General features: G+C 55.7%; 21 protein-coding genes. 17 read left to right on the forward strand and 4 right to left on the reverse strand.

The genetic code is table 11. The annotated features are described in order from the left end of the window. The first annotated feature begins 5 nt into the window (after window positions 1-5). Window positions 6-950, forward strand: coding sequence for an acetyl-CoA carboxylase carboxyltransferase subunit alpha (locus tag MICA_RS06915; RefSeq protein ID WP_014103006.1), 945 nt, complete (start codon window positions 6-8; stop codon window positions 948-950). Further along, window positions 950-1402 carry a hypothetical protein gene (locus MICA_RS06920; protein WP_148260441.1) on the forward strand — a complete coding sequence of 151 codons (453 nt, stop codon included), beginning with the start codon at window positions 950-952 and terminating at the stop codon, window positions 1400-1402. Before MICA_RS06915 ends, MICA_RS06920 begins: the two co-directional genes overlap by 1 nt. A 59-nt stretch (window positions 1403-1461) precedes the next feature. Here the strand turns inward: MICA_RS06920 and MICA_RS06925 are convergent, their stop codons facing one another. From MICA_RS06925 to MICA_RS06935, 3 genes are all read right to left on the reverse strand, one after another. Then, window positions 1462-2985 (reverse strand): RCC1 domain-containing protein, encoded by a 1524-nt coding sequence (locus MICA_RS06925; RefSeq protein ID WP_014103008.1) that lies wholly within the window; start codon window positions 2983-2985, stop codon window positions 1462-1464. A 238-nt stretch (window positions 2986-3223) separates the two neighbouring features. Continuing rightward, window positions 3224-3718, reverse strand: a complete 495-nt coding sequence (locus MICA_RS06930; RefSeq protein WP_014103009.1) for a ribbon-helix-helix domain-containing protein — start codon at window positions 3716-3718, stop codon at window positions 3224-3226. A gap of 105 nt (window positions 3719-3823) precedes the next feature. Then, window positions 3824-4120: a BolA family protein gene (locus tag MICA_RS06935; protein ID WP_041794439.1), complete on the reverse strand. Its 297-nt coding sequence runs from the start codon at window positions 4118-4120 to the stop codon at window positions 3824-3826. 147 nt (window positions 4121-4267) lie between these two features. On the opposite strand from MICA_RS06935, the gene MICA_RS06940 reads away from it, so the two are divergent. The 11 genes from MICA_RS06940 to MICA_RS06990 all read left to right on the forward strand — a co-directional run bounded on the left by MICA_RS06940 (window position 4268) and on the right by MICA_RS06990 (window position 15599). Beyond that, window positions 4268-4822 (forward strand): J domain-containing protein, encoded by a 555-nt coding sequence (locus MICA_RS06940; RefSeq protein ID WP_014103011.1) that lies wholly within the window; start codon window positions 4268-4270, stop codon window positions 4820-4822. A gap of 108 nt (window positions 4823-4930) precedes the next feature. Continuing rightward, window positions 4931-5905 carry an AAA family ATPase gene (locus MICA_RS06945; RefSeq protein WP_014103012.1) on the forward strand — a complete coding sequence of 325 codons (975 nt, stop codon included), beginning with the start codon at window positions 4931-4933 and terminating at the stop codon, window positions 5903-5905. Beyond that, the gene (cobT, locus tag MICA_RS06950; protein ID WP_014103013.1) at window positions 5905-7767 is read left to right on the forward strand and encodes a cobaltochelatase subunit CobT; all 1863 of its coding nucleotides are present in this window, start codon (window positions 5905-5907) and stop codon (window positions 7765-7767) included. Before MICA_RS06945 ends, cobT begins: the two co-directional genes overlap by 1 nt. 60 nt (window positions 7768-7827) lie before the next feature. Beyond that, a complete protein-coding gene (gene hisS, locus MICA_RS06955; RefSeq protein ID WP_014103014.1) occupies window positions 7828-9228 on the forward strand; it encodes a histidine--tRNA ligase in 1401 nt (466 codons plus the stop codon). Between the two features lie 76 nt (window positions 9229-9304). Then, the gene (locus tag MICA_RS06960) at window positions 9305-9910 is read left to right on the forward strand and encodes a hypothetical protein (RefSeq protein WP_148260442.1); all 606 of its coding nucleotides are present in this window, start codon (window positions 9305-9307) and stop codon (window positions 9908-9910) included. 78 nt (window positions 9911-9988) lie between these two features. After that, window positions 9989-10999, forward strand: coding sequence for a deoxyribose-phosphate aldolase (deoC, locus tag MICA_RS06965; protein ID WP_041793899.1), 1011 nt, complete (start codon window positions 9989-9991; stop codon window positions 10997-10999). Window positions 11000-11104: 105 nt separating this feature from the next. Next, window positions 11105-13549 carry an aldehyde dehydrogenase family protein gene (locus MICA_RS06970; RefSeq protein WP_041793900.1) on the forward strand — a complete coding sequence of 815 codons (2445 nt, stop codon included), beginning with the start codon at window positions 11105-11107 and terminating at the stop codon, window positions 13547-13549. A 267-nt stretch (window positions 13550-13816) separates the two neighbouring features. After that, window positions 13817-14164 carry a hypothetical protein gene (locus MICA_RS06975; protein WP_014103018.1) on the forward strand — a complete coding sequence of 116 codons (348 nt, stop codon included), beginning with the start codon at window positions 13817-13819 and terminating at the stop codon, window positions 14162-14164. A gap of 10 nt (window positions 14165-14174) precedes the next feature. After that, window positions 14175-14624, forward strand: coding sequence for a hypothetical protein (locus tag MICA_RS06980; RefSeq protein WP_236619867.1), 450 nt, complete (start codon window positions 14175-14177; stop codon window positions 14622-14624). A gap of 112 nt (window positions 14625-14736) precedes the next feature. Beyond that, the gene (locus tag MICA_RS06985; RefSeq protein WP_014103020.1) at window positions 14737-15015 is read left to right on the forward strand and encodes a hypothetical protein; all 279 of its coding nucleotides are present in this window, start codon (window positions 14737-14739) and stop codon (window positions 15013-15015) included. Then, on the forward strand, window positions 15012-15599 hold the full coding sequence (locus tag MICA_RS06990) for an AAA family ATPase (protein ID WP_148260443.1): 588 nt from the start codon (window positions 15012-15014) through the stop codon (window positions 15597-15599). Before MICA_RS06985 ends, MICA_RS06990 begins: the two co-directional genes overlap by 4 nt. 2 nt (window positions 15600-15601) lie before the next feature. Here MICA_RS06990 and MICA_RS06995 read toward each other — a convergent pair whose 3' ends face one another. Continuing rightward, on the reverse strand, window positions 15602-16015 hold the full coding sequence (locus tag MICA_RS06995) for a SufE family protein (protein WP_014103022.1): 414 nt from the start codon (window positions 16013-16015) through the stop codon (window positions 15602-15604). A gap of 231 nt (window positions 16016-16246) precedes the next feature. On the opposite strand from MICA_RS06995, the gene clpX reads away from it, so the two are divergent. The 4 genes from clpX to MICA_RS07015 all read left to right on the forward strand — a co-directional run bounded on the left by clpX (window position 16247) and on the right by MICA_RS07015 (window position 21079). Then, window positions 16247-17542 (forward strand): ATP-dependent Clp protease ATP-binding subunit ClpX, encoded by a 1296-nt coding sequence (clpX, locus tag MICA_RS07000; protein WP_014103023.1) that lies wholly within the window; start codon window positions 16247-16249, stop codon window positions 17540-17542. Between the two features lie 199 nt (window positions 17543-17741). Then, complete coding sequence (locus MICA_RS07005) at window positions 17742-18704, forward strand: DHH family phosphoesterase (RefSeq protein WP_014103024.1); 963 nt, start codon at window positions 17742-17744, stop codon at window positions 18702-18704. Window positions 18705-18710: 6 nt separating this feature from the next. Next, entirely contained in the window at window positions 18711-20141 is a 1431-nt protein-coding gene (locus tag MICA_RS07010; RefSeq protein ID WP_014103025.1) for a cryptochrome/photolyase family protein, read from the forward strand. Beyond that, complete coding sequence (locus MICA_RS07015; protein WP_014103026.1) at window positions 20141-21079, forward strand: S66 peptidase family protein; 939 nt, start codon at window positions 20141-20143, stop codon at window positions 21077-21079. The genes MICA_RS07010 and MICA_RS07015 overlap by 1 nt, the downstream gene beginning before the upstream one ends. The last annotated feature ends 104 nt before the right edge of the window (window positions 21080-21183 follow it).

Here is a 21183-nt window from a genome sequence, read left to right on the forward strand (position 1 = left end):
GACCTATGAGCAGACTTGATTTCGAGAAGCCGGTTCTGGAACTGGAGGCAAAAATTGCGGAGCTGCGCAACACCAGCAGCAGCACATCCGTCAATGTCGCCGAAGAAATCAAACGCATGCAGGACAAGTCCGCGCGTTTGCTGCAACAAACCTATGGCAAGCTGACCCCCGTGCAAAAGGTGCAGGTCGCCCGTCATCAGGACCGCCCGCACTTCCTTGATTACGTTGACTCCATGATCGACGATTTCACACCGCTGGCCGGTGATCGCCGCTTTGCCGAAGACCAAGCCTTGATCGGTGGCCTGGGCCGTTTCCGTGGCCGCTCCGTCGTGATCATGGGCCAGGAAAAGGGCAACACGACCGAAGCCCGCATCCGTCACAATTTCGGCATGGCCCGCCCCGAAGGCTACCGCAAGGCGCAGCGCCTGATGGAAATGGCCGACCAATTCCAATTGCCGATCATCACGCTGGTTGATACCGCCGGTGCGTATCCGGGCGTGGGCGCAGAAGAACGCGGCCAGGCCGAAGCGATTGCAAAATCCATTGAAACCTGCCTGCGCGTACGCACGCCGATCATATCGGTTGTGATTGGCGAAGGTGGATCGGGTGGTGCGATTGCCATTGCGACCGCGGACAAGGTCTACATGCTGGAACATTCCATCTATTCCGTTATTTCACCGGAAGGATGCGCGTCCATTCTGTGGCGCAGTGCCGAACACGCACAGGACGCCGCAACCGCCCTGAAACTGACGGCGGAAGACATGCTGGGCCTGAAACTGATCGATGGCATTATCGGCGAACCTGTTGGCGGCGCACACCGTCACAAGGATGAGACGATTGAAAGCGTCGCCAGCCAGATCGACAAAGCCCTGAACACCATGACCCCATGGGATGGTGACAAGCTGATCAAATCCCGCCGCGCCAAATATCTGGCGATGGGCCGGGCATAATGACCTTGGGCACAATGACACCGGACGATATCAAAAAGACCGTTCAGGACACGTTCGAACAATACGGAACGATGGGACTGGATGCGTTTAAAAATCGCTTCCCGGCCAAAGCCGTGCCGGGTATCAGCCATCTGTGCGTTGAGTTCACGGATGAGGAGACCTACGCCGCTTGCGCCGCGCAGGCGCAGGAATGGGGTACGATCTCCGTTCGCCCGTATCAGGGTCGCGACATTACGTGGTGCCGCCTGAACCAGCCCTTCACCCATGGTGATCTAACCCTGTATTGGCTGGAATTGTTGCAACCATCGAACGACCCAGCGAAAGCAAACGGCGTCACCGCCCTCGTCTACGCCGCCGATACGATGGAACGTATTGAAAAGATTCAAGGCCCCCATCAAAGCGGTATCAAATTCCGCTACCAAAAATTCAGTGCCGATACACTGGCCCGATAAAAGAAGATAAACAAAAACCGGATCAAACGATCCGGTTTTTTAATGCCCGCACGGCACACTTAAAAGGCCGGGGCTACATGGTGCCACCCGGTGCCATTGCAATATTGCACCTTGTTGTGCGTGGTGTTGAAGATGATATCCCCTTCGACCCCCGCCGGATTTGCACACCCGGCCCCGGTCGACCCCAATGTCGGCCCCACCGCATGCCACACGGCCCCATCGCAATATTGCAGAACATGATGGGTCGCATTGTAAATAATATCCCCGGCCACACCGTCCGGCGCTGTACACGGGCCGGAACCGCCAGAGCCATGTGAAACAACGCCATACGATCCCCATGTGGCACCGCCGAGTGTCGGAGAATTTCGTTGTGTTGCATCCCCCAACCCCAAGGAATAGGTATAGTTCCATCCCCAGCAATATCTGGCATTCCCCCGCATACCGCAGGAGTTAGAACCGCCTGTTTCAACATAAGCCCAATCCGTATCTGTTCCCACTTGTGCGGGCGTCGTCTGGGTCCCCGATGTCGTACCAAGGCCCGTGCCGCCATAACTGTTCACGCCCCAGCAATACATTGCTCCGCTTCGAATACCGCACGTATGATCGCCGCCGACGATAACAGTTTGCCAGTCAGTCGCTGTTCCCACTTGAGCCGGCGTTGTCTGATTCCCGGACGTTGTGCCCAATCCGGTTGCACCAGACCCATTCCATCCCCAGCAATAAAGCGCGCCATTACGAATGGCACAGGTCTGCGCCGATCCCGCAGACAGATAGGACCAATCCGTCGCCGTGCCAACCTGCGCCGGGGTTGTCTGGCTCCCTGTTAATGTGCCAAGCCCCGTCGCACCATCCGTATTATTCCCCCAGCAATACAGGGCTCCGGCCCTTAACCCGCAAACATGGTAAGCCCCGGACGATACGAAATCCCAATTTGTGGCCGATCCAACCTGGGTCGGTGTTGTTGTGTTCCCGGATGTTGTGCCCAGCCCGGTTCCCCCATATCCATTCCACCCCCAGCAATACAGGGCCCCTCCTCGTATCCCGCAAGCTTGCCCTAAACTCACATCCAGCACAGACCAATTTGTGGCCGTCCCAACCTGGGTCGGTGTTGTTGTGTTCCCGGATGTTGTGCCCAGCCCGGTAATGCCATTTCCATTGCTGCCCCAGCAATAGGCCGCACCACCGCGTACGCCACACGCGACACCGCTGACAACGCTCGACCCGATGCTGACCGAGCTCCAATCCGTATCTGTACCAATTTGTGTTGGTGTTGTTGTGTTCCCGGATGTTGTGCCTAACCCGGTCACTCCGGTAACGTTGGATCCCCAGCAAAACAACGTTCCATCATTTTTCACCGCACAACTGCTGATACCCCCAACGCCAAAGGTCTGGATATTGTTTGAAGATTGGTTTTCTTTCCAAAAATTTCGCCAAGTCGCCCCATCACAATAGGATGGACGTTTCGCCGTTTCGTTCCAGATGAGATCACCCGCCACACCCGCAGGGCTGGCGCAGGCCGCGTAGGCCGGGGCCGAAGGAGCAAAGAAGAGTAAAAACAGAAAACACAGAATAAATAAACGCACGCAGAACCCCGGTTTTTCGCGACCGTTTTTGAATCAATAGAGGGACCGAAGCCAAAGGGTGGTCCCTGTTCAACCAATATCTGACTGAATTAGGTTAAAAAACTGCCCAATCAAGTCGCCCGCCCCGCAGCCTTATAGACCAAAGTATAGAAAAGCCGGGGGCGGTGATGACGCCCCCGGCTTGGTCTGTGTGTGGAAAAGGAGTTTTGTTTTTATAAATGCCTGCTTAAAAAACGACTTACAGGCCCTGCATGGAATGGAAAGATGGCGTTTGAGCCGGCTTGATGGACGACATGTGCGACGCGCCGCCATTCACACCGTTGCGACCACGTTTGCGCATATGCAACGCGTCCGGCGTGGCCTGAGCCCGGGTCATCATTGTATTGAAATCGCCATGACCAGCGCGCACATGCCCCTGCTCCGTCGTTGCCGCACGGTAATACAGCATCAGGAACACACGGATCGCCGCCGTCAGCGATGTATTCGGGTTCTTGCGCAGCTGGATCAATGAACACACATCATGGATACGGCAACGCTCGCGCTTCGCGATATCACGCAAAGCCCCCCACATTTCCGGTTCCAGACGCACGGATGTGCGACGGCCCAGAACGGTGATGTTGCGGCTGACCAGCGTGCTGCGCCCCGCTTCACGGGCGTCATCCAGCCCGTCCATAGCATCCATCAGTTTTGAATCAGAAAAAGAAACCGCCCCTGCGGCAATATGGTTGGTCATAAAATGTCCCCCTGGATCGATAGATCACACTTTTTAAAATGCACTTCACAACCCGCACTAACGTACGGACGAAACCAATTTTAAGGGGTAAAAATTAAAATGCAACTATGAATTGTTTTTGCAATTTGCCACACCAACTTCTGCGGGTGTATTCAGCTTCATGCTAAGCGCATGAATTTGCTGAGATATTTCAGATTGCAAAATGCCATGAACGCGCCTTTGACGCTCCACACGTGACACACCCTCGAATGCGGCAGACACAACTCGGATGCGAAAATGGCTCTCCCCCGACCCATCATGCCCGGCGTGGCCGGCGTGCTGGGCGGATTCGTTGATGACCTCTAAAACCTCGGGGTTCAGGGCGGATCGCAGCTTTTCTTCAATAATTTCAGTCATTCCCATGGATTTTCGCCCCTTTTGATATGTCAAAATCTTGTAAAAAGCCGCGGCCCGCAACATAATAATGGAATGCCGCGTATACATTTGAAACCCAATTCACCGGAATTCGCTGATTCGGACGCTCCAAAGCCCCGGAGCAAAAGTTGCGACATGCCGGGATGTGAGCGCCATGGCGAGCACAAAGCCCCCAAAAACCGTGGTTTGAATGATTATTACCATTTCTGCTTCGACCATGTGCAGGAATATAACAAGGCGTGGGATTTCTTCTCTGGCATGACCCAGTCGGATATCGAGGCCCATATCATGCAAGCCATGCTGTGGGACCGCCCGACGAAACGCTATGACCCCGCCGCGGCCGCCGCGATGGAGGACGAACTTCTCAAAAAAGCGCACGAAGCGCGGTTCTTCCACAAACGCCCGCACGACCATGAAAACCAGCAAAAGGCCCGCCAGGAACATTTCCGGTCCATGGACGATATCCGCCCCGCCCCGGAGATCGAGGCTATGGCGATTATGGGATTGGAACCGCCGGTCGATTTGGCCGGGATCAAGGCCAAGTACAAAGAGCTGGTTAAGAAATACCACCCGGACGTCAACCGCGACGACCCAAAGGCCGAGGAGCTTCTCAAAAGCATCAACATGGCCTATACAATTTTAAAGGCGGCCTTTGAAAGCTATGAAAAAATGATGACGGGCCGCGCGTAATTAAAACCTTCAGTTCTCTCCCACCTCCCTCCAAAGCGCACACACCATGACAACCAAAAAACAAAAAATGGCACCTCCGCATCTGCATCCGCAGGCGGCGCGTATGAGATGGAGAGCCTGACGGCCAACCACCCGCATTACACCACCATCCCCGATGCGTGGTTCGATGTGCGCGAAACATTCGGGCTGGATATTGACTGGCAAGTGCCGGGTTTTTCCGTTGAACACCCGAACGTACCCGCGCGTGATGAAACGTACCAATTCGACCATGACACCACACTGGCCATCCTGGCCGGGTTTGCACATAACCGCCGCGTGATGATTCAGGGGTACCACGGCACAGGGAAATCCACCCATATTGAACAGGTCGCCGCGCGCCTGAACTGGCCGTGTGTCCGCATCAATCTGGATTCCCACGTCAGCCGCCTCGATCTGCTGGGCAAGGACATGATCGTCCTGAAAGACGGGCAACAGGTCACCGAATTTAAACAAGGCATCCTGCCATGGGCATTACAAAACCCGGTGGCCCTGGTGTTCGACGAATATGACGCGGGCCGTCCGGATGTGATGTTCGTGATCCAGCGCGTGCTGGAAGCCGAGGGCAAGCTGACCCTGCTCGACCAGAACACCGTCATTCGCCCGCATCCGGGTTTCCGCCTGTTCGCCACGGCCAACACGATTGGCTTGGGCGATACCACGGGCCTGTATCACGGCACACAACAAATCAACCAGGGCCAGATGGACCGCTGGAACGTCGTCGTCACACTGAACTATCTGCCGCATGAAGACGAGGTTAAAATCGTCCTCGCCAAAATGCCCGGACTCGACAGTGACGAAGTGGGCTCGATGGTGCGCCTGGCCGACATGACACGGCAAGGATTCATCAACGGCGATCTGTCCACCCTGATGTCCCCGCGTACGGTTTTAAGCTGGGCGGAAAACAATAAAATCTTCAAGAACCGCGAACTGGCCTTCCGCCTGTCCTTCCTGAACAAATGCGATGAAACGGAACGCGGGACGGTGGCGGAATATTACCAACGCTGCTTCGGCGTCGATATCATGCCTCCGGCTACGCGGATGTAATGACCCTCGACAAAGACAAACAACGCGAACTGGATAAATTTAAAAACGCCACCGCGTCGACCTTGCGGGCGATGGCGAAGGTTGCGGATATTGAGGTTGCCTTTACACCCGTTGAAGGCAGCGCGAAATCCCTGAGCCTGCCAAAGGCGGGCACCATGCGCTTGCCCTTGCCGGATGCGGCCATGTCGGTACCATCGGTTGGCGTGACACGCGGGCAAGCGGATTCCCGCGCTTTGCATCTTCGTCACCATGACTCCGCCATTCACCGCCGCAATGCGCCGCTGGATTTATCGGCGCAGGCCGCGTTTGATGCGCTGGAACAGGCGCGATTGGAATCCATCGGCATTCGTACCATGGCGGGTGTGGCGAAAAACCTGTCCGCGTCATTAGAAGACACCTGCCGCCGCATGGGATATGCCAATGCGCAGGCCCGTGAAAACACCAATCAGGCCGATGCCCTGCATATTCTGGCCCGTGCAGCCATGACCGGGGAAACATTGCCGCCCACCGCCGAACATGTCGCAAGCCTGTGGCGTGAATGGGTGCAGGAACGGCTGGGGCCGGATGGCCTGAACACACTGGCCGCCGCGATGGATGATCAGAAGACCTTCGCGCGCGAAGTCAAACATCTGCTCGACCAACTCGACATGGATGCAGGCGATACACCGCCGGATGATGACGACGATACGGACAGCGACGATAACGAAGCCAATATGCCCCTGTCCGGCGAAGAAGATGGCGATGGCGACGACGATAATTCCGACACCGACGCCGAAGGATCGGACGCGCAGGAAGCGGGCGATGATTCAAGCGCCAAGGACGACGCACAAGCCGCCTTCGATGACCTGGACACCGAAAATACACAGAGTGAAACCGAGGGCGAAAGCCCCGGTCAAACCCGCACCAACCGGGATCAGGGATATCAACCGGGCCCGGAAAACCCGTATCATATCTATACCACCGCTTTCGATGAAATCGTCCGCGCCACAGAACTGGCGGATGATGAAGAATTGGACCGCCTGCGCGATATGCTGGACCGGCAATTGGCGCATTTACAGGGCGTAGTGACAAAGTTGGCCAACCGCCTGCAACGCAAATTGATGGCCCGCCAACAACGGTCATGGCTGTTCGATCAAGAAGAAGGCCAACTGGATGCCGCCCGTCTGGCCCGCATTGTTGCCAACCCCACCGTGCCCTTGTCATTCAAGCAGGAAAAGGAAACCGATTTCCGCGACACCGTCGTCACGTTGTTGATCGATAATTCCGGATCGATGCGGGGTCGCCCGATTGCGATTGCCGCCATCTGCACCGACATTCTGGCCCGCACGCTGGAACGCTGCGGCGTGAAGACGGAAATTCTGGGCTTCACCACCCGCGCGTGGAAGGGTGGAAAATCCCGCGATGCATGGGTGCAAAATGGCCGCCCGCCACACCCCGGCCGCCTGAACGATTTGCGCCATATCATCTACAAGGCCGCCGATGAACCATGGCGCCGCACGCGCAAAAATCTGGGCTTGATGCTGAAAGAAGGATTGCTGAAAGAAAACATTGATGGCGAGGCCATCGTCTGGGCACATAATCGTCTGGCCAAACGACCGGAGCAACGCAAAATCCTGATGGTCATTTCCGATGGCGCGCCGGTGGATGACTCCACCCTGTCCGTCAACCCATCCAACATTCTGGAGCAGGATTTGCGCAGTGTCATTTTCTGGATCGAAAACGCATCCCCGGTCAAACTGACCGCCATCGGGATCGGGCACGATGTTACCCGATATTACAAAACCGCCATGACCATCGCCGACGCCGACGAACTGGCCGCCGCCCTGATCCAGCGGCTGGACCAGCTTTTTGACGAGAAATAAGCCCCATCACCCCCGCTCGGCCCCTAGAATTTCCGCCCCAAATCGTCTAAAACTAAGGCCATGAGCACCGATACAAAAAAACAGATTTATAAGCCCCGCCCCGTCACCGGATTCCCCGAATGGCTTCCCGAAGTCCGTTTGGTGGAACAGCAATGGTTCGACCATATCCGCCGGGTGTTTGAATCCTACGGCTTCTGCTCCATCGAAACGCCGAGCGTCGAGGAGCTGGACGTCCTGCGCGCCAAGGGCGAGGTGGACAAGGAAATTTACGTTATCGAACGCCTGCACAAGGACGAAAATGACAAATCCGATGCGCGTCTGGCCCTGCACTTTGACCAGACGGTCCCACTGGCGCGGTACGTCGCGCAGAATTTCAACGAACTGGTTTTCCCATTCAAACGGTACCAGATGCAACGCGTCTGGCGCGGTGAACGGCCACAGGCCGGACGCTTCCGCGAATTTTACCAGTGCGATATCGACGTCATCGGCATCGACACCCTGCCCCTGCATTTCGACGCCGAAATGCCCGCCATTATGTGGGAGGTCATGAACGGCCTGCCGGGGATGGAGAATGAGAAGATTCAGATGCGAATTAGTAACCGCAAGATTCTAATTGGCTATCTTGAATCCATAGGAATCAACGATAAAAGCCTGATCACAATCGTCACAAACGCCATTGATAAAATTGAAAAAAATGGCCTAGAGGCGTTTTATACAAACATGCACCAAGTTTTTGAAGAAACAGCTTTTGATACGCAAGAAATTCTTATTCATCTAAGAGACTTTGGCACACTTGCTGCAAGACCATATAATAACGCAGACGAATTGCGTGACGCGCTTGAACGTAGTCGACATATAAACACATCCCATCCAACCATAAAAACCGGAATCGAAGAGCTTTGCGCAGTGTTGGATTCCCTAGCTGACCTTCCTGATGGAGCCGTCGTTGCTGATCTTGCTATGGTACGCGGCCTCGATTATTACACCGGCACCGTTTACGAAACCGTATTCGTCGATGATCCGGGGTATGGCTCCATCTGCTCCGGCGGGCGGTATGATGATCTTGCCGGGTCGTACATCAACAAAAACCTGCCGGGTGTTGGTATTTCGGTTGGGTTCTCCCGCCTGTTCGCCCGCATGGTGGATCAGAAGAAAATCGACGTGAGCCGTAAATCTCCGGCGCATATCCTGTTGGTCATGACGGCGGAAGAACGTCGTGGTGAGATTGCGAAGACGGCGCAAATCTTACGCGCGCGCGGGTTCAACGTCGAAATGTACCACGCGGCGAAGAAAATTCCGGACCAGTTGAAATACGCCAGCCGCAAAGGCATTCCCTTCGTCTGGTTCGCAGAAGAAGACGGAACCCACCAGGTGAAAAACATGTCATCCGGTGAACAAACCAAAACCGACCCGCAAAGCTGGGTCCTGCCGGAAGGATATGCGCGTCATGAAGCGGCTTAACCAGCAAAATACGTCATCCCGGCGAAAGCCGGGATCTTCATGGGCTTGCTTGAAAAAGATTCCGGCTTTCGCCGGAATGACGATGCTGTTGGGATTGGCCACAGCACCCGCCATCGCCGCCGATTACACATTCGCGCCCAACGGCTGCGAATTCGCCATGACTTTCCCCGAACAACCGACCAGCGCCGAGCGTTGCGATCCCGCCGCGCCAACGCAATGCACGCATTCATCCGTGTTTGTGAAAGTGTACGGCATGGATTCATCCATGCGCGTGACCGCCACATGCAGCCCGGCCGAAGACAACATGTTGAAACGTTACAGCGGCGACGTCATGCGCTTCACGCTGGAAAGCATGGCCAAGGGCAACGCCAAGACATACGAAACCGGATTCAACGATCTGGGCACGGCGAAACAGGCCATCCTGCTGGGCAGCACGCCGAACGACCATGATGGCGAAGATGTGTACATGGCCCAACTGTGGATCGGCGAAAAATCCGTCCTGACCATCGAAGGCGTCTTAACCGGCGTCCAAACCCCGGACAGCGACAGCACATTCACGGGAATTATGAAAAGCATAAGGACCGCCCCCACCAAAGCAACCGCAACAAAAGCGGATGAAGAGACTGAAAACAAAGACAAAAAAGAAGACAAGGCAGAGCCGGAAGAACCCACCAAGGAATAACCCGGCCCTTTGCCCCCTTTTGCCGCTGTGCTACGCTCTCCTCGCTTTCAAAAACAATGAAACAGGAGAGGACGCACAATGAGCGCGGACCCCGTACAATTAAAGCCCGTTACCGCATCCAAGGGCAAAGCCATTCCCAACACGCACCCCCGCAATGAAGGGATGAAACTCGATCTGTCCGTGATCGAGGACATCCGCATGAATTTGAGCGCGATTGAACAGCGCACAGCCACATTGTCCGGCCGCCGCAGTGTGAAGAAAGATTGGCAAGCCGCGTGGCTTTTAAAATCCATCACCTGCATGGACCTGACCACCCTGTCGGGCGATGACACGCCGGATCGTGTGAAGCGCCTGTGTGCGAAAGCCGCTAACCCGATCCGCGCCGATTTGTTGGACGCAATGGGTTTTACCAAACCACTGCACACCGGTGCCGTATGCGTGTATCACGCCATGGTGCCAACGGCCGTGAAAGCGTTAGAAGGTACAGACATTCCCGTGGCCGCCGTTTCCACCGGGTTCCCCCACGGCCTGTCGCCGATGTCGACAAAGTTGCAGGAAATTCGCGAAAGCGTCGCCGCCGGGGCCAAGGAAATCGATATCGTCATCACGCGCCAATACGTCCTGACCCAGAATTGGGACGCGCTGTATGACGAAATGAAACAATATCGCGATGCGTGCGGCGATGCGCGGATTAAGGCCATTTTGGCCGTTGGCGAACTGGCCACCATGCGTAACATTGCCAAGGCCTCGATGGTTTGCATGATGGCGGGTGCCGATTTCATCAAAACATCGACGGGCAAGGAAGCCACCAACGCCAACTTGAACAACACATTGGCCATGATCCGCATGATCCGCCAATACCAGACCATGACCGGGTTCAAAGTCGGTTACAAACCGGCGGGCGGCATTTCCAAAGCCAAAGATGCGTTGATGTATCAAGCATTGATGAAGGATGAGCTGGGCCGTGAATGGCTGGAGCCGGATCTGTTCCGCTTCGGCGTGTCCAGCCTGCTGGGTGATATTGAACGCCAGATCGAACATTTCGTCACCGGGCATTACAGCGCATCAAACCGCCACCCGATTGGTTAAACCCATCTATTTCACGTCATCCCGGCGAAGGCTGGGATCTTCCAGCCATAAGGGACGAAGACCCCGGCTTTCGCCGGGGTGACACAAGAGAAAAGGAAACAAACAATGACCAAAGTTGCAGAGATTTTTGAAACCATGGAATACGGCCCGGCCCCGGAAGACGACAAACCCGCCCGCGCGTGGATTGATCAGCGTGGCGGAAAATTCGTGTCGTTCATCAACGGTAAATTTGTAACGCCGGGCGATAAACCGACATGGTTCCCGGCGGAAAACCCGGCCACCGGCGAAAAACTGGGACAGGTTTACCAATCAACGCAGAAAGATGTGGATGCTGCCGTGAAAGCCGCCCGCGCCGCGCAAGAAAACTGGGCCGCCCTGCCCGGTTTTGAACGCGCGAAATATCTGTATGCCATTACACGCCTGATGCAGAAACATGCGCGCTTGTTCGCCGTGTTGGAAACGCTTGATAACGGCAAACCGATCCGCGAAAGCCGCGATATCGACGTTCCCGCCGCAACAGCCCATTTCCATCACCATGCCGGATGGGCACAAATTATGGATGATGAATTTGACGGGTACGAACCGTACGGCGTCGCCGGACAGATTATTCCGTGGAACTTCCCCCTGCTGATGCTGGCGTGGAAAGTGGCCCCGGCATTGGCCACCGGAAACACGGTCGTTCTGAAACCCGCCGAACAAACCAACCTGACCGCGCAATTGTTTGCGGAAATCTGTGTTGAGGCTGGATTGCCCAAGGGCGTGTTCAACCTTGTCACGGGTGATGGCAAAGTGGGCGCGATGATTGTGGCCCATGATGGCATCGACAAACTGGCCTTCACCGGGTCCACCGACATTGGCCGTTTGATCCGTAAAGAGTCCGCCGGATCGGGCAAAGCCCTGACGTTGGAACTGGGCGGAAAATCCCCCTATATCGTGTTTGACGATGCGGATATTGACTCGGCTGTCGAGGGTCTGGTCGATGCGATCTGGTTTAACCAGGGCGAAGTTTGCTGCGCGGGGTCCCGCCTGTTGGTGCAGGAAAGCATTTACGACAGCTTCGTTGAAAAACTGAAACGCCGGATGCAAAATCTGCGCGTTGGCAACCCGATGGATAAATGCGTCGATCTGGGGGCCGTGGTTGATAAAACCCAACTGGACCGCATCACCAAACTGGTGGACAAGGCCGTGAAAGATGGGGCCGAGATCTATCAGATCAAGGATGCCTGCCCGACCAAAGGCTGCTTCTATCCGCCGACCATCCTGACCAACGTTGAACCGAGCGACGAGATTGCACAAATCGAAGTGTTCGGCCCGGTTCTGTCCGTCATCTCCTTCCGCAACCAACAAGACGCGGTGGCGATTGCCAACAACACCCGCTTCGGTCTGGCCGCAACGGTGTGGACGGAAAACATCAATATGGCGCTGGAAATGGCCCCGGCGATCAAGGCCGGCGTGGTCTGGATCAATTCGTCCAACCGTTTCTATGCCGGATGTGGCTTTGGTGGATACCGTGAATCCGGCTATGGCCGCGAAGGTGGGAAAGAAGGTCTGTATGCCTATCTGAAACCGTCTTACCTCTCCACTCTCTCTGAAGCATCCCCGCGAAAGCGGGGATCCACGGCGGCCAAGAAGATGGATTCCCGCGTGCGCGGGAATGCTGATGCCGGGGATGTTGCCTTGATTGACCGCACCGCCAAAAACTATATCGGCGGGAAACAAAAACGCCCCGATGGCAATTATTCGATGAAAATCGTTTCGCCGTCCGGCGTGATGGTTGGCGAAGTTGGTGAAGGCAACCGCAAAGACATCCGTGACGCGGTGGAAGCCGCCAGCGGTGCCGCCGCCGGATGGGCCAAGGCCACGCCGTTTAACCGCGGGCAGATCCTGTACTACATCGCCGAGAATTTGAGCGCGCGCGCCGATGAATTCGCCGCCCGCATCAAAACGATGACCGATTGCACCCCGGCCGCAGCGAAGAAAGAAGTCGAACTGGCCATTCAACGCCTGTTCTACTACGCCGGATGGACGGACAAGCATGACGGTGCGGTTCATACACCGCCGCTGCGTGGTGTCACGCTGGCCATGAATGAACCGATTGGCGTGATGGGACTTGTCTGCCCGGATGATCAGCCGTTCCTGTCCTTCATCTCGCTGGTGGCTCCGGCCATTGCCATGGGCAATGCGTGCGTTGTTGTGCCCTCAAGCCTCTATCCGCTGGCCGCGACTGATTTTTATCAGGTGCTGGAAACATCGGATGTGCCGGGTGGCGTCATCAACATTGTCACGGGCGACCGCGCAACATTGACCAAAACAATCGCCGAACATGATGGTGTGGATGCGCTCTGGTATTTCGGTGCCGATGATGGGTCCGCATTTGTCGAGGCCGCGTCGGTGACCAACTTGAAACAAACATGGTGCGATTACGGCCTGGCCCGCGACTGGACCAAAGCGGCACAGGCCCAGGGCCGCGAATACTTACGCCGCGCCACACAGGTGAAAAACATCTGGGTTCCGTACGGCGAAAGCAGCGGCGGCGGTGGCGGGTATTAAACGAAGCGCGCGCCCAACAGCCCCCTCTCCCACGGGGAGAGGGTTGGGGTGAGGGGGTACGATGGCGCAGGCCATATCAAATCGCCGTTACCACCCCATTCTTAACCCCTCCCCCTAGCCCCCTCCCTCTGGGAGGGGGAATTTAATGAACACAATCACCGCGTTTTCTCACCAACCCACCATTTCCCATATCCTAAACCCAAAATTAACCCTTTTCAGGTGTAATGGGGGCACGGAATACAAGGGGCTTCGGGGGAACGCACAATAATGGCAACAGATTTCGACTTTATCACAGGCGATGCCCACCCACGGCCTGCGGCCATGCCCTACCCGTCTCTGGTTGAAAGCATGAACGTCAATCTGGTCGTCAACGACACCGGAAAAATCTTCATCCTGCACGATAAAAAATTCCCATGCGTCATGAACTGGGTCGAATATGACACCGACAGCGGCCAACTGGCGCTGGTCGCCCATGACGGCACCATGATTGACTTCGGCATGATCATTCAGGCCCCCATCCGCAAACGCATGATGAATGCGACGGATATCAGTACCTTGCTGGTCGGGGATAACCGGATTGATGATTTTTATATTATGCCGCTGATTATTCGATAACGCAGGTGATATGATGACAACCATTTCCCCCACAACTGTACAGCAAGCGCCGGGCGCCGCGACAACGGTTGGATCCATCGTTCATGGTGATCCGAACAGCCTGTTCCAACAGGCAGGAATGGACACACCGTCCGTTGACACCGGCCCGAATGCGGGCGGCGGGTTACAGAATATGATGGCCGTTCTTGGTGACGCAATTCCGCAGCTGGGCAATATGCTGAACCAGATTTTTGAAAGCCTGATGGGCGCGTTCAAACAATCCGGATCGTTTCTTGATCAGGGAAACAACAACACCCTGACCCAAAAGGTGATGGCAATGGAAGGCGTGTCCGCCAAGCTGGGATTCGTGAACCCGCAAAATGGCGAAATCACCGTGGCCCAACCACAGAACCAGGGGCCACAGAACCAGGCTCCGCAATTGACCAGCCCTGCCCCGCAACAGCCGGGCCCGGGAATGTAATCCGCGAGATTTAAACCGCCCAACACCGCCATATTCACGCCGCTTTTTTGTTTGACAGTGGAGCCTGCCGGGGATTATCCCTGCGCCCGAAACACCCGTAGCAAAAGAGCCGATGATGAGCCGTTACACCCTGACCCCGAACGATCCGGCAACGACCCGCGAACAGATGGAACATGCTGTCGCCACCCATGGCCACATGCGCGTGATTGAAGCCAGCGAAGCGAACATCGTGGTGGATGCCGATGGTGATACGGTTCACGCGTTTGAAAAACGGTTTCCGGACTGGTCCGTAAAACGCGGTGTTGAGGTTTATGCCGAAATTTCACCACCGCGCATGCCCCCCAGCGTTTTAAAACGCCTGCGCGACCGATTGAGCCGCAAGCCGGAATGACCCACGCAATCCCTACGCCCATGATGGACATGTTGCGCAACCGATTTATCGGTAACCGCGTCGCGTCCGATACGCCGACCGTGTATTGCATGGCGGGTATCCCGGGTTCGGGGAAAAGTACCTATGTTGACACCGCGATCGCCTGCGGCGATTTCCCGGCGGATGCCTTCATCCTGAATCCCGATCGTGTGATGGAGGCCCTGCCCGCCTATCACGACGATGTCGCCGCCTTGGGGGCGGCCGCCGCGTTTGAAAAATGGGAAATGCCGTGCCGCACGCTGGCTTATGATTTTCTCGATCAGGCCGCGACGCTGCGTTTGGATATTATCAAGGACATGGGCTGCGCCCGGCAGGAAAATTACGACATGCTGGCCCGGTTGAAATCAATGGGCTATCGTCTGCACATGGTGCATCTGGATTGCCCAATTGATCTGGCATTGGCCCGCATCCAAACCCGCGCCCGCCATACCCCCGTAGCCATGGTGCATGACCGTGCGCAATCTTTGGCCGCCCTGCTGCCCCGTTACCGGGACTTGGCGGACCACTTTACAGTAATTGCCATATTACAAAAACAAGCCGCCTAGACTTAAGCATCACCCAGCCGGGCCAATGCCATAATCTTCTCCACCATGGCGAAAAAGCCATTGCGGCGGTTGGGCGACAAATGCTGGTCCAGCTCCAGATCGCTGAAAATCTGTTGAATATCCACAGATTCCACCCCGGCCCGATCCTTGCCCTCATAGGCGAGCATCAGGATATAAATCAGGCCCCGGATGATCTGGGCGTCGCTGTCGGCCTCGAAATGAAACCGCCCATCCCGCCACCCGGCGATCATCCAGACCTTGGACGTACACCCCTTTACAAAGTGCTCATCGACCTTCAGCGCCGGATCCATCACTGGAACACGGCGTCCCAAATCAATGATATAGCGGTATTTATCCTCCCAGTCGTCAAACAGGGAAAAACTGCCAATCAGGTCATCCAGCGTGGTTTCGGACATGAAAACTTCACTATTCTTTAAGGGCTTGGGTTCATTGATTATAATATAAGCCTAAGGATGGCAACTGGGCAGCCCCGCCCTAGAGCGCATTCGAGCCTTGGCAAGACCTTGTCCAGCTTGAAAAAATGCACAAACTCTATTGGAAAGGGGCTTGCGCCACTTCCAGCCAGTTGGCTAAATTGTAAGAAGACTGATTCTCACCCTCTCTATTTAAGAACGGACCTCCCGACAATGAGTAAAGCCGGATCAACAGACACCAAGAACACCCTGTACTGCTCCTTCTGCGGAAAGAGCCAGCACGAGGTCCGCAAGCTGATTGCTGGCCCGAACGTGTTCATTTGCAATGAATGTGTCGAGCTGTGCACCGATATCATTCGAGAGGAAGACAAGACATCCATCGTCCGTTCCGGCGAAGGCGTCCCGACCCCGAGCGAGATCAAGGCTGTTCTGGACGATTACGTGATCGGCCAGGAACGCGCGAAACGCATTTTGGCGGTTGCCGTTCATAACCACTATAAGCGGATTGAATCCAACACGGCCTCCGATGTTGAAATTGCAAAATCCAACATCCTGCTGGTCGGCCCGACTGGTTGCGGTAAGACCCTGCTGGCGCAATCCATGGCCCGCATTCTGGACGTGCCGTTCACCATGGCTGACGCCACCACATTGACCGAAGCCGGTTATGTTGGCGAAGACGTTGAGAACATCGTTCTGAAATTGCTGCAGGCGTGCGACTACAACGTTGAACGCGCCCAACGCGGCATCGTGTATATCGACGAGATCGACAAAATTTCCCGCAAGGGCGACAACCCGTCCATCACCCGCGACGTTTCGGGCGAAGGTGTTCAGCAGGCTCTGCTGAAACTGATGGAAGGCACCGTGGCCTCTGTTCCGCCGCAAGGTGGCCGTAAACACCCGCAACAGGAATTCCTGCAGGTGGATACGACCAACATCCTGTTCATCTGCGGTGGCGCATTTGCCGGGATTGAAAAAATCATCGCCTCCCGTGGCAAGGGCACAGGCATCGGTTTCGGTGCAGATGTGCGCGACCCGGAAGATGTGAAAAATCCGCAAATCCTGCGCGACCTGCAACCGGAAGACCTGATGAAATTCGGCTTGATTCCGGAATTCATTGGCCGTCTGCCCGTGATTGCCACGCTGGATGATTTGGACGAAGCTGCTTTGATCCAGATTTTGACCGAACCGAAGAACGCGCTGGTGAAACAGTATGCCCGCCTGTTCGATATGGAAGGGGTCAATCTGCGCTTCACCGACGGTGCCCTGAAAGCCATCGCCCAACAGGCGATTGAGCGTAAAACTGGTGCCCGTGGCCTGCGGTCCATTCTGGAATCCATGCTGCTGGATACCATGTTCGAAATGCCGGACAAGGAAGATCTGGAAGAAGTGGTGATCGAAGAGAAAACCGTTACCGATAAAAAGGCACCAACCCTGGTCATGGCCGACAAGAAAAAGAAGAAAGCCAAGGACAAGGACGACGCCAAGGAATCCGAAGCCGCCGAAGCGTAAGCACAGGCATATTCAACAAAATACAAAAGACGGGGCCGCTGCCCCGTCTTTTTTTATGTCCGCGCACTTTAAGCACCCCGGCATATGTCAAACTCCTGATTAACTTGATCTTATTCTTTGCTGATTTATAGTTTTGGGTGGCATTTACGCACTGCAACGGTGCTGCCGCTTTGCGTTCCAATTCGGGGGTCATCACACCATGCAACATCAGGCCAAAATTCAGTTCGATCCAAACCGCACCTATCGTCTGATCACCCGGTCCGACATGGACGGTCTGGTCTGCGCCATTTTGCTGAAGGAACTGAACCTGATTGACGACATCATGTTCGTCCACCCAAAGGACATGCAGGACGGGAAGATCGAGGTCACCGACCGCGATATTTCAACCAACCTGCCGTATGTCCCCGGTATTTACATGGCATTCGACCACCATTCCAGCGAGGCCGAACGCCTGGATGGCATCAGCCCGGACAATCACATCATTGACATCAACGCCCCCTCCGCCGCGCGCGTGGTTTATAATTATTTCGGTGGCCCCGCCACCTTCCCCCGCATTGGCCACGACATGATGGCCGCCGTGGACAAGGCTGACTCCGCCGGGTTCACCCGCGACGATATTTTAAACCCGCAGGGCTGGGAATTGCTCAGCTTCCTGATGGATGCGCGCACGGGCCTTGGCCGTTTCCGCGATTTCGGCATTTCCAACTATCAATTGATGATGGAATTGATCGATTATTGCCGTGACCATACGATTGAACAAATTCTGGAACTGCCGCACGTCAAGGAACGGGTTGATCTGTACGAAGCCCATAAATTAAAAGCGCGTGAGCAGCTGGAAAAGTGCTCCACCATCAATAAAAACCTGATCGTTCTGGATTTGCGCAATGAACCGCAAATCTGGGCCACAAACCGATTCATGCTGTACGCCCTGTTCCCTCAATGCAATATTTCCATCCATGTGATGTGGGGCAAGAATGACCAGAACACCGTGTTCGCCACGGGCAAATCCATCTTGAACCGCACCAGCAAAACGCACGTTGGTAATTTGATGCTGCATTATGGTGGCGGTGGCCACGATGCCGCCGGAACGTGTCAGGTGGACAATCCACGCGCCAATCAGGTTCTGGCCGAACTCATCGAAACAATCACCAAAGACGGTTAAGGGTCCATGCTCGACTTTCCTGTCATCCTCTGGTTTCGGCAGGATCTGCGCCTGCAGGATAATCCTGCTTATCACGCCGCGCTGGAATCCGGTTCGCCCATCCTGCCTGTCTTCATTCTGGATGATGACAATGCCGGGCTGTGGAAACGCGGCGCTGCCAGCCGCTGGTGGCTATACCACTCACTGTCCTCCCTGAATAAAAGCCTGAACGGTACGCTGGCAATTTTTCGTGGGGACGCAACAAAAATTATTCCCGAATTGGTCGAGGCCGCCTGCGCCCACGCCGTGTTCTGGAACCGCTGTTACGAACCGTGGCGCATTGCACGGGATTCAAAAATCAAAACCGCGCTGGAACAATCCAGTATTGCCGTCAAAAGCAGCAATGCCAGCCTGCTTTATGAACCCTGGACGGTCAGCAAGGATGACGGCACACCGTACAAGGTCTTCACCCCCTTCTTCCGCAAGGGATGCCTTGGCCGTGGGGAACCACCTGTTCCACTGGGACTGCCGCATCATGTGCCTACTTTTTTCCCGCGCCTGAAACAATCGCTGCATATTGATGATCTGGACCTGCTGCCCTCGATCAAATGGGACAAGGGGTTTCATGATATCTGGACCCCCGGTGAACATGGCGCGCGCGAACGGCTGGGACAGTTTCTGGACCATGGGCTGAAGGGGTATAAAGAAGGCCGCAACCACCCGGACCGCGAAAATGTATCCCGCCTGTCGCCGCATTTGCATTTTGGCGAAATTTCGCCGCGTACCGCATGGCACGCTGTGCGCCACGCTATGGAGGCCGACCCCACCATTGAAACGGATGGTGATTGCTTCCTCTCCGAACTGGGCTGGCGCGAATTTTCTTACTCCCTGCTCTACACCCATCCGGATTTACCCACCCAACCGTTGCAACATAAATTCGCGGGCTTCCCGTGGGATAAAAATGACAAAGCCCTGCGCGCCTGGCAAATGGGCAAAACGGGATATCCAATTGTGGATGCCGGCATGCGCCAGCTGTGGCAAACCGGGTGGATGCACAACCGCGTCCGCATGATTGTCGCGTCCTTCCTGATCAAGGATTTGATGTTGCCATGGACGGCGGGGGAAGAATGGTTCTGGGATACGCTGGTCGACGCCGATCTGGCCAATAATGCTGCCAGCTGGCAATGGGTGGCCGGATGCGGGGCCGATGCCGCGCCCTATTTCCGCATCTTCAACCCCGTGACGCAGGGCACAAAATTTGATCCGGATGGCAACTATATCCGCACGTTCGTGCCGGAATTGGCCGCCCTACCCGCCAAATATATCCATGAACCATGGACGGCCCCGGCCAATGTGCTAAAACAAGCTGGTGTGGAGATGGGTAAAACCTATCCCATGCCGATTGTCGATCACAAAGCCGCCCGCGACCACGCGCTGGCCGTGTTTAAAGGATTATAATGATGGCCACCAAGAAACCGATTTTACCGCCCGCGCTCAACCCCGGCGATACAATCGGCATCATGGCCCCGTCATCCCGCCGCGAAAAAACCGAAGTCACCGAATTTGAATCCATTCTGACCGCACGCGGGTTTAACGTCTATGTTCACCCACAAACATTGGCGCGCCATCATCAAACCGCCGGAACCACCGCGCAACGCGTCGATGCGTTGCATGATTTGTTCCGTGACAAAGCGATCAACGCCATCTTCACTGCGGGCGGCGGCAACCGCGCCACGACGATGTTGAACCATCTGGACATGGATTTGATCCGCAAAAACCCGAAAATTTTGATTGGGTACAGCGATGTGACATCCCTTCTCGGCGCCATCAACAAGGACACCGGACTGATCACATTCCATGGCCCCGTGGCCTCGCGCCTGCGCCGTCCCATGCCAAAGGCGCAGTTGGATCAATGTTTCAATATGCTGGCCGGACAATCCGCCCCCATCCCGATGAACCGCGCCGCCGTGTTAAAGGGCGGGTCCGTGACCGGGCGGTTGGTCGGCGGGAACCTCAGCGTGATGACCTGCCTGATCGGCACCCCATGGCAACCGGATTTCAAGGGCGCGATCCTGTTTTTGGAAGATTGCTTTGAAGAAACATCGCGCATCGACCGCATGCTGGTCCATCTGGACAACGCGGGCGCGTTTGATGATATTGCCGGGCTGGTCATGGGTAAGTTTTCGGATTTGCAGGACACCGGCAAAACAAAATTCGGCTATTCGTTGAAAGAGATCATCACCGAACGGTTGGATGGCCGCAAAATCCCCGCCATCATGAACGCGCCGTTCGGTCATGCAAAAGACCTCTACACCATTCCCTTCGGCGCAACGGCCACACTGAATGCGCGTGAAGGCAAAACCGCGTTGTCGTTCCCAAACCCTGTTGTGAAATAACGCCCCCTCTGGGGAGAGGACTGGCGAGAGGGCCTGCCAGCCAACGCCCCCTTGCCGCCCTGTGCAAGTTCTGTCACGCTCCTATATCACTAAGACCTGCGTAA

Source organism: Micavibrio aeruginosavorus ARL-13 (assembly GCF_000226315.1).
In the GTDB taxonomy this organism is placed as follows: domain Bacteria; phylum Pseudomonadota; class Alphaproteobacteria; order Micavibrionales; family Micavibrionaceae; genus Micavibrio; species Micavibrio aeruginosavorus_B.